Origin of the sequence: Ilumatobacter sp. (assembly GCF_030065885.1) — a bacterium.
GTDB lineage: Bacteria > Actinomycetota > Acidimicrobiia > Acidimicrobiales > Ilumatobacteraceae > Ilumatobacter.
The window spans coordinates 18,317-33,251 of the sequence record NZ_JASJCS010000057.1 but is presented as its reverse complement, the minus strand read 5'-3'; the positions used below and the strand labels follow the sequence as shown (position 1 = coordinate 33,251).

At 71.1% G+C, this 14,935-nt stretch carries 11 protein-coding genes; 6 read left to right on the top strand and 5 right to left on the bottom strand.

Going from position 1 to position 14,935, the window contains the following annotated elements:
• Nucleotides 1-113: 113 nt before the first annotated feature.
• Together purQ and purL are read right to left on the bottom strand one after the other, a co-directional pair.
• On the bottom strand, nucleotides 114-833 hold the full coding sequence (gene purQ / locus QNJ12_RS13130; protein ID WP_300623114.1) for a phosphoribosylformylglycinamidine synthase I: 720 nt from the start codon (nucleotides 831-833) through the stop codon (nucleotides 114-116).
• Entirely contained in the window at nucleotides 830-3,649 is a 2,820-nt protein-coding gene (gene purL, locus QNJ12_RS13125) for a phosphoribosylformylglycinamidine synthase subunit PurL (RefSeq protein WP_300623112.1), read from the bottom strand. Before purL ends, purQ begins: the two co-directional genes overlap by 4 nt.
• 190 nt (nucleotides 3,650-3,839) lie before the next feature.
• Between purL and QNJ12_RS13120 the strand changes: the two genes are divergently transcribed.
• Entirely contained in the window at nucleotides 3,840-4,544 is a 705-nt protein-coding gene (locus QNJ12_RS13120) for a histidine phosphatase family protein (RefSeq protein ID WP_300623110.1), read from the top strand.
• On the top strand, nucleotides 4,541-5,794 hold the full coding sequence (locus tag QNJ12_RS13115; protein WP_300623109.1) for a GMC family oxidoreductase N-terminal domain-containing protein: 1,254 nt from the start codon (nucleotides 4,541-4,543) through the stop codon (nucleotides 5,792-5,794). Before QNJ12_RS13120 ends, QNJ12_RS13115 begins: the two co-directional genes overlap by 4 nt.
• Before the next feature lie 7 nt (nucleotides 5,795-5,801).
• On the opposite strand, the gene QNJ12_RS13110 is transcribed toward QNJ12_RS13115, so the two are convergent.
• Both QNJ12_RS13110 and QNJ12_RS13105 read right to left on the bottom strand, forming a co-directional pair.
• Nucleotides 5,802-7,076: an MFS transporter gene (locus QNJ12_RS13110; RefSeq protein WP_300623108.1), complete on the bottom strand. Its 1,275-nt coding sequence runs from the start codon at nucleotides 7,074-7,076 to the stop codon at nucleotides 5,802-5,804.
• Nucleotides 7,077-7,134: 58 nt separating this feature from the next.
• The gene (locus QNJ12_RS13105; protein WP_300623107.1) at nucleotides 7,135-7,974 is read right to left on the bottom strand and encodes an SDR family oxidoreductase; all 840 of its coding nucleotides are present in this window, start codon (nucleotides 7,972-7,974) and stop codon (nucleotides 7,135-7,137) included.
• A gap of 363 nt (nucleotides 7,975-8,337) precedes the next feature.
• Between QNJ12_RS13105 and QNJ12_RS13100 the strand changes: the two genes are divergently transcribed.
• The 4 genes from QNJ12_RS13100 (at nucleotide 8,338) to QNJ12_RS13085 (ending at nucleotide 14,109) form a co-directional block, all read left to right on the top strand.
• Nucleotides 8,338-9,045 carry an ABC transporter ATP-binding protein gene (locus QNJ12_RS13100; RefSeq protein WP_300623106.1) on the top strand — a complete coding sequence of 236 codons (708 nt, stop codon included), beginning with the start codon at nucleotides 8,338-8,340 and terminating at the stop codon, nucleotides 9,043-9,045.
• On the top strand, nucleotides 9,042-11,885 hold the full coding sequence (locus QNJ12_RS13095) for an ABC transporter permease (protein ID WP_300623105.1): 2,844 nt from the start codon (nucleotides 9,042-9,044) through the stop codon (nucleotides 11,883-11,885). The genes QNJ12_RS13100 and QNJ12_RS13095 overlap by 4 nt, the downstream gene beginning before the upstream one ends.
• Before the next feature lie 131 nt (nucleotides 11,886-12,016).
• Complete coding sequence (locus QNJ12_RS13090) at nucleotides 12,017-12,961, top strand: MBL fold metallo-hydrolase (RefSeq protein WP_300623103.1); 945 nt, start codon at nucleotides 12,017-12,019, stop codon at nucleotides 12,959-12,961.
• 14 nt (nucleotides 12,962-12,975) lie between these two features.
• Complete coding sequence (locus tag QNJ12_RS13085; protein WP_300623101.1) at nucleotides 12,976-14,109, top strand: lycopene cyclase family protein; 1,134 nt, start codon at nucleotides 12,976-12,978, stop codon at nucleotides 14,107-14,109.
• Here the strand turns inward: QNJ12_RS13085 and QNJ12_RS13080 are convergent.
• Nucleotides 14,047-14,832, bottom strand: a complete 786-nt coding sequence (locus QNJ12_RS13080) for an SURF1 family protein (protein WP_300623100.1) — start codon at nucleotides 14,830-14,832, stop codon at nucleotides 14,047-14,049. The genes QNJ12_RS13085 and QNJ12_RS13080 overlap by 63 nt on opposite strands.
• Nucleotides 14,833-14,935 lie beyond the last annotated feature (103 nt).

Sequence of the window (14,935 nt, the reverse complement as noted above, 5' to 3'; positions counted from 1 at the left end):
CGATCAGTCGGCGGCCCGGGCCGCACGACCACGATGCCCGGACCTTGCCGTCGCGCCGGTCCTCGAGCGGTAGGTCGACGTCGACGAAGGGTTCGAACAGGCTGGTCCGCACGTCACATCGCCGCCGCGGCGGCCACCCCGTTCCGGAACAGTTGGAGACCCAGGTGTTCGAGCCCGCCCCCGCGATGGTGGTGCGGGTGCTGGCGACCGACCACGAAGTTCTCCGGATGCGGCATCAGACCGAGCACGTTGCCCGTCGCGTTGCAGACGCCGGCGATGTCGGCGACGGACCCGTTCGGATTGGTGCTGCGGTAGCGGAACGCAACCTGGCCCGCCTCGGCCAGCGAGTCGGCGTCGGGGTGCACGTATCGGCCCTCTCCGTGCGCGATCGGGCAGTGGATCGGTTCGTCGATCCCCTTGGTCCAGACGCAGCGCGACGTCGGTGGCGGTTCCATCACGACCCACCGGCATTCGAAACGGCCATGGGCGTTGTGGCCGAGCGCACCCGGCAACAGCTTGGTGCGCGTGAGCACCTGGAAGCCGTTGCAGATGCCGATCACGGGCCGACCGGAATCGACGAACGCCTGCAGGGCGTCACCGACGCCGACCATCAGATCGAGTGCCAGCATGCGACCGGCGCCGAGGGCGTCGCCGTACGAGAACCCTCCGGCGATGCCGATCAGCTGGGCGTCGTCGAGGCGGTCGGGCTGCGCGGCGAGCTCGCTCGCCAGCACGATGCTGGCCTCGGCGCCGGCGAGCTCGAACGCCAAGGCGAGGTCTCGGTCGCGGTTCGTGCCCGGGCCGGCGATGACGAGGGCAGTCGGCGCGGTCACGGCGACACCTCGTCGACGGTCGGTGCGGCCACCTGGTTGAAGGCGTCGGCCAGGTCTTCGACGTTGACCGGTGCGACGCCGGGGAACCGGAGCAGGTGATCGTCGGTGACGGTGCCGATCACGAGCACGTCCTCGTTCATCACGTTGCGGAACCGGTTGAGGTCGTCGTCGGCGACCTCGACGATCAGCCGGCTCTGCGACTCGGCGAACAGCGCGGCGGTCAGCTCGGCGTGGGGGAGTTCGGTCACGTCGGCGCCCAGTCGCCCGGCGATGCACATCTCGGCGAGCGCGACGGCGAGGCCGCCCTCGCTCACGTCGTGGCACGAGCGCACGAGGCCGTCGTTGATGGCCTGGTGCAGGTGCCGGTAACGGGCCGGTGCGTCGGGGTCGGGTGCGGGTGCACACCCGACGTGCGCCGGCGCCCCCAGCAGCAGGTCGAGATGGCTCCCGGCGAACTCGCGGCTCGTCGTGCCGAGGAGCACGATGTGATGGCCGGGCTGGGTGAGGGCGGGGGTGACGCACCGGTCGGCGTCGGCGACGTGAGCCACGGCGGTGATGACGAGCGTCGGCGGCACGGCGTGCTGCTGACCGTCGGAGCCGGTGTACTCGTTGTTGAGCGAGTCCTTCCCCGACACGAACGGTGCGCGGTACGCCATCGACGCCGCGCAGCACCCGTCGACGGCGGCGACCAGCTCGCCCAGCGTGGTGTCGCGTCGCGGGTCGCCCCACGAGAAGTTGTCGAGCAGGGCCACCCGCTCGGGGTCGGCACCGACCGCCACGACGTTGCGGATCGCCTCGTCGACCGCTGCGTACGCCATGGCCTCGGGGTCGTGGAGCCCGTACCACGGGTTGACGCCGATGCCGATCGCGACGCCGGTCGTCTCGGTGGGCTCGGCGAGGACCACGCCGTCGCCAGGGGCGTCGGCGAGGCGGCCGACGAGCGGGCGCTTCGCGGTCGACCCGAGGATCTCGTGGTCGTAGCGATGGATGACGTCGGCCTTCGACGCGATGTTCGGATGGGCGAGCAGGCGCAGCAGCACCGATGCGGGCTCGTCGACCTCGCGGCCGATGTAGTCGTCGCGAACGGGCTTGGGCATCGTCGCCGTCATCTCGCGCTGTGGTCGGCCGTCGTGCAGGAACTTGGTGGTCAGCTCGAGGACCGGCGCGCCTCCGCTCCGCACGGTCAGCAGCCCGTCGCCGGTGAAGCCGCCGATGTCGGCCATCTCGACGGCGTAGCGGGCGCAGCGGTCGGTGAGCTCGGCCATCTTGCCGGGCTTCACGGCGATCACCATCCGCTCCTGGGCCTCGGACAGCCAGATCTCCCAGGGCTCGAGGCCGTCGTACTTGAGCGGCACCTTGTCGAGCTCGACGTCGGCGCCGACCCCCTCGGCCATCTCGCCGACCGCCGAGGAGAGCCCACCGGCACCGCAGTCCGTGATCGCGGTGTAGAGGTGCTCGGCGCCGACCAGCACGTCGATCAGCAGCTTCTCGACGATCGGGTCGCCGATCTGCACGCTGGCGCCCGCGACCTCTCCGGTCGTCGCGTCCATCGTCAGCGAGGAGAACGTCGCCCCGCGGATGCCGTCGCGGCCGGTGCGTCCGCCGAGGACGACGATGCGGTCGCCGGGGAACGGGCCACGGTGCTGCTCCCAGCCCTCGGCACGGCCGATGCAACCGGCGTAGACGAGCGGGTTCGTGGTGTAGCCGGGGTCGTACAGCACCGCGCCGGCGACGGTCGGCAGGCCGATCTTGTTGCCGTAGTCGGCGACCCCGTCGATCACGCCGTCGCGGATCCGGCGGGGATGGAGCGCACCGTCGGGCACGTCGTCGAGCGGGGTGTCGGGCACCCCGAAGCACAGGATGTCGGTGACGGCGATCGGACGATGTGCGATGCCGAGCACATCGCGGATCACGCCGCCGACGCCGGTGTTGGCGCCACCGAACGGCTCGACCGCCGACGGGTGGTTGTGCGTCTCGGCCTTGAGCGCCAGCGTCACGTCGCCTTCGAAGCCGACGATGCCTGCGTTGCCGACGAACGACGACTTCACGAACGGCGCGTCGATCGCGTCGGTGCACTGGCGGAGCATCGCGATGAGCGGTAGCCGGTCCTCGCCGTCGTCGGTCGCGATGTGAGCCCGGAACGTCTTGTGGGCGCAGTGCTCGCTCCAGGTCTGGGCCAGCGTCTCGAGCTCGACGTCGGTGGGTTCGCGATCGAGCTCGGCGAAGTGTGCCTGGACGGCCAGCAGCTCCTCGGGGTCGAGCGCCAACGACCGTTCGGCGCCGATCTCGATCAGCTCGGCGAGGCTCCGTCCCGAGATCGCCACGATCTCGGCCTTGCCCGTGCTGCTGCCGGTGGTGTGGAACGTGGGATCGATCGCGCCCATCGCCCACCGTTCGATGACCGGGTTGGCGACGAGCCGCCGAACGAGCGTGTCGGCGTGGTCGTCGTCGATCGATGCGCCGAACTCGACGCGCCGACCGGTGGCGGCACCGGTGATGACGATGCCCAGCTGGTCGGCGGCATGTCGCAGAGTGGCCGCTGCGTTGTCGGTGACTCCCGGGAGGTACGTGATCTCGACGCCACGATCGGTCGGTGCCGACCAGGAACCGCGCTGCAGCAGCGGGTCGACGAGGAACCCGTGCAGCTTGTTCAGCTCGTCCTGGTCGAGCTCGCCCTCGACGAAGATCAGGTCGGCGACGCCGAGCTCGTCGGGCTTCCCGCCGCCCAGTCCGAGCTGCTCGGCGGCCGTCGCCAGCGCCGCCGCTCGGGGGTCGGGTTCGATCGAGCGGATGGTCAGGCGATGCCGGGTGGCCACTGACGCGAAGTTAGGAGGTACCACACCACACCCGTGCAATCTGAACGAAATGTATACGTGCACCGGCGGCGCGAGCGGGCGCACGGCGAACGCGCCGTCGGGCTACGGTCCGGGTCATGGCTGTGCAGTCGGCAGGCACCTGGAACGGCGGGGGGATGATCGCCCGGATGATGGTCCGGGTGGTCGGCGGGTGAGCGACGACATCGAGCCGACCCGCGTCGTCCTCATCAGGCACGGCGAGTCGCAGGTGACGGTGCGCCGCGTCGTCGGCGGGCCGCGGACGTGCACGGGCCTCTCGGCGCTCGGGCGTCAGCAGGCCGATCGGCTCCGGGCGCGGATCGCCGAGACCGGCGAGCTGGAGGCCTCCGTGCTGTATGCCAGCGGGTACCCGCGTGCCATCGAGACCGCGCAGATCATCGCACCTGCGCTGGGCTTCGCAGCCGACCTCGACGTCGACGGCGGGATCGACATCGACGAGGGGTTCGGCGAGCACGACCCGGGGCCCGAGTGCGACGGACTCGCCTTCGACGAGTTCATCGACCGCTACGGCATGCCCGACTGGCACGGTGACCCGCACGGCGTGACGTTCCCGGGAGGCGAGACCGTCGGCGAGTTCCATCTACGGGTCGGCGCGGCGCTGTCCGCCGTCGTCGGTCTTCACGCCGGGGGTTCGATCGTCGTCGCCTGCCACGGCGGCGTGGTCGAGGCGGCGTTCCGCTACTTCCTGCGGATCCCGCCCGGTCCGTTGCACCTGCACACGCGCAACACGGCGATCACGTCGTTCACCAGGGTCCCGTCTGGCCAGTGGCGGCTCGACCGGTACAACGACGCCGCACACCTCGTCGGTCTGCCGGACCAGACCGAGCGGGGTGCCGGCGATCAGCAGGCGGAATGACGCGGTGGGTCGTCGTCGGCGGCGGCGCAGCCGGCAGCGTGGTGGCTGCTCGCCTGAGTGAGCGACCCGATCATGCCGTGACGCTGATCGAGGCCGGCCCTGATCACGGACCGGCGCCGGTCCCCGGCGATGTCGGCCCGGTGCTCGATGCGCCTGCGCGACTCGCCGACGCGATGGTCGTGCGGCGAGCCGGGACGGCCGCCGAGCCGTACCACCAGGGAGCCGGTCTCGGTGGGTCGTCGCTCGTGAACGGTGCCGTCGTCATCGGTGACCTCGACGCCGAACGTGCGGGTCACGACCTCCCGATCGAAGCGCCGTGGTCGCTGGGCGGGGTCGGCCGCGCCCTGCTCGACACGGCGCCGGACGCGGCGCCGGTCGGGCTGGTGCGCCGCGAAGGCCGGCGGGTCACGGCCGCTGACGCCTATCTCCGCCCGGCGATGCACCGGGACAACCTGACCATCGTCACCGGTGGTGTCGTCGAACGGGTGGCGATCGATGCCGGGCGTGCGATCGGCGCGATCGCTGCCGACGGCATCGAGTACGAGGCCGACCGGGTCGTGCTCTGCGCAGGAGCGTTCCGGACGCCGGAGATCCTGTTGCGATCCGGTGTGGACGTGGCGGGGGTCGGAGAGGGGCTGCAGGACCACGCGGGGGTCGCGATCTCGCTGGGACTCGAGGGCGACGCGGTCGGCGCGGATGCTCCGGCCACCACGGTCACCGTCGAACGGCCGGGCCGCCAGATCGTCGCGCTCAACCACGTACCGGGTGACCCGGCGATCGGGGTGCTCCTCGCCGGCCGGCTGGATGTCGCGAGCATGGGCCGGGTGAGCCTGCCCGACCCGGACGGCCCGCCGCTGATCGAGCTGGGTCAGCTCTCGGTCGAGCGCGATCTCGACGGGTTGGCGGCGGTGATCGCCGAGGCATTCGAGCTGCTCGACGACGACGCGTTCCGGCGGATCGTGTCCGATGTGTACGTCGACGACGCCGGGACGCCTGCGTCATCGCTCGGCGGCGACCCGGTGCGCATTCGCGGTTGGGCGAGCGAGCGGCTCGGTGGCTACCACCACGCATCGGGCTCGTGCCGGATGGGCGTGGCGTGCGGGACCGACGGAGCCGTCGAGGGCCACGAGCACCTGTTCGTGGGCGATGCCTCCTTGCTGCCCGGCGTGCCGGCACGGAACCCGTACCTCGAGGTGGTCCGGCTGGCCGAACGCCTCGGCGCGCGGTGGCGCGACGATCCGGTCACGTGAGCTCCCGTCAGGTGCCGGCGCCGCTCCCGGCACGCGAGGCGGCTGCGGTCGCCGTCTGATCGCGGCGGATCGGCCGGACGACGAAGACGGCGCCGATCACGCCACACAGGACCAGGCAGACGACCTGGCCGTTGAACAGCGTCCGTGCGGTGAACGACTCCAGTAGGACACCGGCGAGCAGTGACCCGCCGCCGAACCCGACGGCGCCGGTGGCCGACATCAGTCCGCCGAGACGACCGAGCACGTCGGGCGGACACAACATCTGTGCGGTCGACGTCGATCCGACCTGTGCCGACACGTTCGGGAAGCCGCTCAGCGCGAACAGCACGATGTAGACACCGAGCGCGGTGGTGACGGTGGGACCGTTCACGAACAGGAACGCCACGACTGCGAACGACAGGTAACCGGCGACCATCAGCTCGGCGGGGTGGTGCCGGGAGACGAACCGGCCGATCACCGCGGCCGCGACGAGCCCGCCGAAGGCCGAGCTCGCCCTGATCACGCCCACCTCCGTGCCGCCGCCGTCCAGGTACTCGGTGACGAAGACGATGAAGAGCACGGGGAACGCGCCGAACCCGAGCATCGCGAGCCCCTGGATGCCGAGCAGGGCGGTCACGGCCGGCCGCGCCCGGAGCTCGCGCAGACCGGCCCGAACCGAGGAGTCCGCCCGCGCCCCGCCCGTGTCGCCGGCGGGTGGACGGTCGGCCGCCGGGCTGATCAGCCACGCGGTGAGCGCTCCGACGGCGAACGTGGCCGCATCGGCCACGACGACGGCGGTGAGGCCGCCGGTCGCGACCGCGATGCCGCCGAGTGCGGCGCCGACGAGCCGCGCGATCGAGCCTCCGGCGGACATCGCCGAGTTCGCGGCGACGAGTTGCTCGTCGCCGACCAGACGGGGGAGCAGTGCGAATCCCGCTGGATCGTTGACGTTGCTGATCAGACCCTGCAGGACCGCGACCACGTACACCGGCCACACGCGATCCGGGCTGACGAGCAGGAGCGGACCCAGCGCCAGGATCTGCAGCAGGTTCGTGCCGACGAGCGTGGCGCGCAGCGGCCAGCGATCGGCGAGGCTGCCGCCGAGCGGGCCGAACAGGACGCTGACGAGCAGGTTGAGGATGTAGACCGCCGCCGTCGCGAGGCCGGACTCGGTCTCGAGGAAGACGTACAGCGGCAGCGCGAGCTCGAGGAGCCAGTCACCGATGCCGTTGACCGTGGTGCCGCCGACCAGGAGCGTGACGTCTCGACGACGCCAGATCGACCGGCTGCTGACGGCATCCATCCGCCGTCACCATAAGCGTCGGCCGACCGCGCATCGCGCCGAGTTCGGCCCGCCCGGCTCAGAGCTTCGGGGCGATGGCGTCGCCGGGCAGCGGTCCGTCGGGGAAGAGCGCCGACTGGAAGCGGCGCATGCCGGCGAGCCAGCGGTCGCGATCGGTGGCCTTGCGTTCCATGTAGGTGGTCACCTCGGGGTGCGGCAGCACCAGGAATCGCTCCTCGCGCATCGCCTGCAGGCACAGCTGCGCCACGTCGGCCGGCTCGATCACGCCGTCGCCACTGGCGACGCCGCCCTCGAAGCCGTCGCCGTCGCCGTCGATCATGTTGTCCGGGCTGTTGCGGATGATGTTCGTCCGCACGGCCTGGGGGCAGAGCACCGACACGCGGATGCCCTGGTGATGGTGGGTGATCGCCAGCCACTCCGCCAGCGACACGGCGGCGGCCTTGGTGATCGAGTACGACATCGAACCGATCTGGGTCAACAGTCCGGCGGCCGACGCGGTGTTGAGGAGATACCCCTCGCCCCGGGCGATCATCGACGGCAGGACGGCGCGCGCGGCGTAGATGTGGGCCATGCAGTGGACCTCCCACATCTTCTGGATCGACTCGTTCGGATCCTCGACGCCGGCACCGGTCACGTAGCCCGCGTTCGAGACGAAGACGTCGATCGGCCCATGGGCGGCCTCGGTGGAGTCGACGAGGTCCTTCACGGCCGCCTCGTCCCTGACATCCACGACCGCAGCGGTGCCGTCGATGTCGGCGGCGACCCGATGGGCCCCGTCGGCGTCGAGATCGGCGACGACGACGTGCCGGGCGCCCTCGTCGGCGGCTGCTCTCGCGAGTGCTTCGCCGATGCCCGACCCGCCACCGGTGATGACCACGACCCTGTCCCTCAGCTCCATGTCGTCAGCTCCATGTCGTCAGCTCGATGTCCCTCGGCTCGATGTCGTCAGCTCCATGTCCCTCAGCTCCATGTCCCTCAGCTCCATGTCGTCAGCTCCATGTCGTCAGCTCCATGTCGTCAGCTCCATGTCGTCAGCTCCATGTCGTCAGCTCCATGTCCCTCGGCTCGATGTCGTCCGACCGTAGATCCTGGCCATCCCCGTCGCCGACGCCGAGGTCTCGCCACACCACCGGGCGACGGTCGAGCGGCGAGGGGAGAGCGGTGGGGCGGTGGGGCCAGGGAATGAGGGGGTGAGGGTGATGATGGGCTCGATGACCTCCGGCCCTGGAGCGGTCGGGCCCGCAGCGCGCACGATGGCGACGTGGCCTCGGACAGGGTGATCCTGCGCGCAGACCGGGTGCGAAAGGTCTACCAGTCGGGTGCGGACCGCGTCGTCGCGCTCGACGACCTCGATCTCGACGTCACCGACGGCGAGTTCGTCGCCGTCATGGGCCCGTCGGGTTCGGGCAAGACGACGTTGCTGAACTGCTTGTCGGGGCTCGACGACATCGACGCCGGCCACGTGCTGTTCGACGGGCGGGTGCTGCACGAGATGTCCGACCTGGCGCGCACCCGCGAACGTGCGGCCACGATGGGGTTCGTCTTCCAGGCGTTCAACCTGATCCCGGTCTTCAGCGCGGCCGAGAACGTCGAGCTGCCGCTCCTGCTCGGCGGTTCGACGGCTCGCGACGCGCGGCGGCGTGCGATCGAGACGTTGGATCGCGTCGGCCTCGGCCACCGGACGACGCATCGACCGATGGAGCTGTCTGGAGGCGAGCAGCAGCGCGTCGCGATCGCCCGCGCGCTCGCCAACCGCCCGAGGCTCGTCTGGGCCGACGAACCCACCGGGGCGCTCGACTCCGAGACGGCCACGTCGGTGATGGAGCTGCTTCGCGAGCTGCACGCTGACGGCCTCACGCTCGTGCTCGTCACCCACGACCCGGACATCGGCTCGTCCGCGGAGCGACTCGTGCGCATGCTCGACGGCAGGGTCGTGGAGGACCACCGGCGGTCCGTCCCGGCGCCATGACCTCGTGGGTGCTCGTCGCGGTCGTGAGCACGCCGTTCCTGGTCGCGCTCGCCGCGGATCCCGTCACCCGCCGCCTCGCGTTCAGGTATCCGCGCCGCCGCGTGGTCGAGGGCCTCCTGGTCGTGCTCGGGTCGCTGTTGGGCACGGGCATCATCACCGGTTCGCTCGTCGTCGGCGACACGATCGACCGCTCGATCCGCTCGAGCGCCTACGACCAGCTCGGTCCGATCGACGAGGTCGTGTCGGTCTCGGGGCTCGGCGCGGGAGCGGCGCTCGTCGAGCGGGTCGGGGCGCTCGAGCGCATCGAGGGTGCCGACGGCGTGCTCGACGGCGTGCTCTCGCTCGTCACGACGCCGGTGTCGGTCGTCGGCGAGCGGGTTCAGCCGCGCGCCCAGCTGATCGAGGTCGACTTCGATGCGGCGCGTCGCTTCGGGTCCGATCCGTCGATCGTCGGTCTGCCCGGCGACACGCCGACGCCCGGCGACGCAGCGATCACGGTCGATCTCGCCGCCCGCACGGGCGCGCGGCCGGGCGACACCCTGACCGTCTTCGTGTACGGCGTCGGCGTGGACGTCGTCGTCGACCGCATCCTGGAGCGGACGGGCGTTGCCGGGTTCTGGCCGGTCGACGACCGCCAGCAGGCCTACAACGTGTTCGTCACGCCGGGCAGCCTCGCCGAGGGCCTCCGCGGTGTCACGCTGCCGCCCGAGGTCGCCCCGCCCGAGACGTTCGTGACGTTCTCCAACGTCGGTGACGTCGAGTCGGGCCTGCCCCTGACCGACCGGGCGGTCGAGATCATCGAGGCGGCCGTCGGTGACGACGTGGCCGTGCGCGCCGAGAAGCGCGACGTGATCGAGGCCGCCGACACCGCCGCCGACTCCCTCACGCAGCTCTACTTCACCATGGGGATGTTCGCCGTCGCCGCCGGGATCCTCCTGCTCGTCAACATCTTCGTGATGCTCGCCGACGAGCGGCGTTCGCAGCTCGGCATGCTGCGGGCGTTGGGCATGCGCCGCCGCTCCCTGGTGATGGCGTTCGCCTCCGAGGGGTGGCTGTACGCGCTCGTCTCGTCGCTCGTCGGCGCCCTGGTCGGCATCCAACTCGGCCGGCTGATCTCGTGGCGGGCGGATCAGATCCTCACGTCGGGTGACGACGTGTTCTCGCTGCACCTCACGTTCTCGTACGACGCCTCGACGGTGGTCCAGGGGTTCGCGATCGGTCTCGCGATCAGCGTCGTCACGATCGTGCTCACGAGCGTGCGGATCAGCCGCCTGAACGTGATCGCCGCGATCCGCGACCTGCCGGTCACCGGTGCGATCCGTCACCGGCGCCGGTGGCGGCTCGTCGGCCTGGTGGTCGCGCTGACCGGTGTCGCCTGGTCCGTGCTGTCGTTCGGCACCGAGGAGGGCTACGGCGTCGCCGTGGCACCGATGGTCGCCGCGACCGGTGCGGGTCTCGTCGCACTCGGCCCGCTGTCCGGGCGAGCGGTGACGACGTGGGTGGGGGCGCTGGTGCTCGTGTGGGGCGCGCTGTTCGTCGCCGTCCACGGGTGGATGGGGATCGAGACCGGGATCCCGATCTTCCTCGTCCAGGGCCTCACGATGTGCGCGGCGGCTGTCTCGATCCTGATGGTGCACCACAAGCAGATGGGGCGCTGGTTGTCCGAGCGGTTCGGCGGCAACCTGCCGGTCAAGGTCGGCCTGGCCTACCCGATGGCGAGGAGCTTCCGGACCGCGATGACGCTCGGCATGTTCGGGATCGTCATCCTGACGATCGTCTACGTGTCGTTCATCTCGCTGATGTTCCGCAACCAGGCCGAGGAGATCACGGCCGACCTCTCCGGCGGCTTCGACATCGTCGTGACGACGAACCCCAGCGACCCTCCGGACCTCACTTCGCTGGCGGCGGTCGAGGGCGTCACCGGCGTCGCACCACTGGCCTACGGCCTGGCCAGCACCGAGTTCGCCGACCGGGCGGACGACTGGCCGATCACCGGCTTCGGGTCGGCGCTCGCCGCCGCGCCGCCGACGCTGCTCGATGCGGGGGACTACGAGTCCGACGCCGCGGCGTGGGCTGCGGTCCTCGACGACCCCGACCTGATCATCGTCGACGAGTTCCTGCTGTCGAACGCCGGGCCGGTCACCGACCTGCCCGAGCCCGGCGACCCTGTGGAGATCGCCGACCCGGTGACCGGTGCGTCGCGCACGGTCACGATCGCGGCCATCTCGACTGCCGACTTCCTCTGGAACGGCTCGTTCTACGGGATCGACGGGTATCGGGAGCTGTACGGCGAGCGGTCGGCTGCGTCGCGCTTCTACGTCGCGTCGGCGATGCCGGATCGATCCGCTGACCTGCTGGGCACCACCTTCGCCCCGAACGGCGCCGAGGCGAACGTGATCCGCGACACGGTCGACCAGCTGCTCGCTCAGAACACCGGCTTCTTCACGCTGATGCAGCAGTTCGTCGGCGTCGGCCTCCTGGTCGGCATCGCCGGGTTGGGCGTGGTGATGGTGCGGTCGGTGCGCGAGCGGCGGCGCGACGTGGGCGTGCTCCGAGCGATCGGGCTCGAGCCGCGTCCGGTCGCACGGTCGTTCCTGCTCGAGGCGACGTTCGTCGCGACCGAGGCGGTGCTGATCGGAATCGCCGTCGCGATGATCGGCACCTACGGGCTCGTCTGGAACGGCACCGGCTTCGCGGAGGGCATGGAGTGGACGGTGCCGTGGCGCGACATCGCCGTCGTCGGGGGCCTCACGCTCGTCGCGGCGGCGCTGACCGCCGGTCTCCCGGCGCGGCAGGCCGGGCGGATCCAGCCCGCTCGCGCGCTCCGAATGGTGGAGTGACGGCGACGTTCCGGCTTCGAGCGCCGGCCGAGCCGGACCGGCCACGCGGACCGAGCTCGGCGCTGTGGAGCGGTCGATCGCGCGCCGCTTCGACGCTCGCCAGCCGGTCGAGATCGTGGTAGTCCAGGGGCATGGCGAATCGTGATGTCTCGCTGACCGAGGTGGCCGACGGCTGTCTGGCGTACCTGCAGGGCGATGGCGGCTGGGGGTGGAGCAACGCGGGCCTCGTCGTCGGTGACGGCACCTCGTTGCTGGTCGACACCCTGTTCGACCTGAACCTGACGCAGCGCATGCTCGACGAGATGGCCGACCACACCAGATCCGCACCCATCGCCACGGTCGTGAACACGCACGCCAACGGCGACCACTGCTACGGCAACCAGCTCGTCGGCGACGCCGACGTGGTGGCCTCCGCGGCGACGGCGGAGGAGATGCCCGCCGTGCCGCCCGCGATGCTGGCGGCCCTGAACCACGACCAGACCGACGTCGGTGAGCTCTTCCGGTCGTACTTCGGCGAGTTCGAGTTCGACGGGATCGAGCTCCGGCTGCCGAACCGGACCTTCGAGGGCCGCCTCGATCTCGACGTCGGCGGTCGGCTCGTCGAGCTGATCGAGGTCGGCCCGGCGCACACCGCCGGCGACACGATCGCCGTCGTGCCCGACGCCGGTGTCGTGTACACGGGCGACATCCTGTTCATCGGTGGCACACCGATCGTGTGGGCCGGCCCGCTGTCGAACTGGATCGCCGCCTGCGACCTGATGCTCGGCATGGACGTCGAGGTCGTCGTGCCGGGCCACGGGCCGGTGACCGACAAGGGCGGTGTCAGCGACGTGCGCGACTACCTGGCGTACGTCGACACCGAGGCGACGGCGCGTCACGCGGCCGGCATGGACGCCTTCGACGCCGCGCGCGACATCGCCGCCGCGATCGGCGCTTCCGAGGACTTCTCGCAGCTCGGCGAGTTCGGCCGCATCGCGGTCAACGTCGAAGCCGTCTACCGAGCGCTCGACCCGTCGTACGAGTCCGCCGACGTGATCGAGCAATTCCGCCGGATGGCGGCGATCGAGCACGGCTGAGCACACCGGTGGGCGTGCTCCACGACGTCGCGATCGCGGGTGACGGCCCGGCCGGCGCAGCGATCGCCGCGGCGTGCGCCGACGTCGGCCTCGACGTGGTGGTCGTCGGGCCGGGGGAGCCGTGGACCAACACGTACGCCACGTGGGTCGACGACGTCGCCGACGTGATCGACACGACCGCCGTGTTCGCTGCGCCACCGCTGCCGGCGCTGATCCGCACGACTCGTGATGTCGCCGTCGACCGCCGGTACGGCGTGTTCGACAACGACTCGCTGCGCGAGCAGCTCGACATCGACGCCCGTCTGCGGCGCGGGTTCGCCGTCGACCTGACCGACCACCACGGACATGCCGCCATCACGATGACCGGCGGTTCGGTCGTCGAGGCAGACGTCGTCGTCGACGCACGGGGCGCCTCCGTCGCCACTCCGGTGGCCTGGCAGACGGCCTACGGCGTCGTCGTCGACGAGCACGTCGTCGACGGCCGGTACCCGCTCGACCGGGTGACCGTGATGGACTGGAGCGGCAACGAGCAGGCGGCGGCTCCCTCGTTCTGCTACGTCGTACCGCTCGACGACGGGTGGCTGGTCGAGGAGACCGTGCTCGCCGCCACCCCGGCCGTCGAGCCGAACGCCTTGCGCCGGCGGCTCGCTCGCCGCATCGACGAAGCGGCGATCGAGGACGCCGAGCGGCACGGGCGCGTCGAGACCGTCCGGATCCCGATGGGCGTGCCGGTCGACCGGGGCACCGGACGCGTCGTGAGGTTCGGCGCCGCAGCGGGGATGATCCACCCCGCCACGGGGTACTCGGTCGCGGCGAGCCTGCGGGCCGCGCCGCGAGTCGCCCAGGCGATCGCAGCCGGTGCCGACGTCCACGACGCGGTCTGGCCCGCCTCCACCCGTCGCGCCCGAGCGCTCCACGACTACGGCCTCGGCGCGCTGCTCAGACTCGACCGCGATGCCACCACGAGCTTCTTCGACGCGTTCTTCGGGCTCGGCACCGACGACTGGTCGGCCTACCTGCGCGTCGACAGCACGGGCCGCGAGGTCGCCCGCGTGATGCGGCGCGTCTTCGCTGCGGTGCCGTGGTCAGTGCGCCGCGAGCTCGTCGAGCTCGACGTGAACGTCGTGCGCCGGCTCCTCCGGCCGTGACCGACGGCGTGTCGTGACGGACCGGCGCAGGGCGAGGGCCCAGCCCGCCGCCACGCAGACCGAGAAGATGAACCACTGCACGGCGTAGGAGAGGTGGTTGCCCTCGCTCAGGTCGGGTGGTGTCACGGGTTCGGGAACCGGTGACGAGTCTGGCGGCGAGGACTCGACGAGGTCGATGTACATCGGCAGCAGCTCGCCGTCGACCTGCATCGAGATGCGGTCGATGTCGATCCGCTGCACCTCGGTCAGCACACCGTCGCTCGGGTCGGAGAGCTGGCCGAGCCGGCGTTCCTCCGACGGTCGGAGCCGACCGACGAGGTCGACGTCGCCGACGGGCGCGCTCGGGATCTCGGCCGCCAGGGGAGCGAAGCCGCGGTTGACGAGCACGACGCGGCCGTCGTCGAGCTCGAAGGGGACGACGACGTTGTCGCCCGCCCGCCCGTTCTGCGAGCGGTTGACGACCAGGATCCGCTCGAGCGTCCGGTACGAGCCCGACACGGTGACGGGGCGCCACTCGACGTCGTCGGGATCGGTCGATGGCGTGAGGAGTTGGTCGATCGGCTGCGGTGTCTCGCCGTACCGCGCCTCGACGGCGGCGTTGAACGCCTCGCGGTCGTCGAGGCGCCGGAGTTGCCAGAGGCCGAGGTTGATCATGGCGACGATGCCGACGACCACGAGCACGTGGAACGCGAGCCACCTCGGGCGCAGCAGGAAGCCGTACATGTGGCGACGACGGTACCGAGGCGCGCGGTCGGGTGCACGGCGCACTTCGAGAACCGCCGTCGATCGGAGGGCGCGACGGCCGTTCGTGCTGGCAGGATGGTCA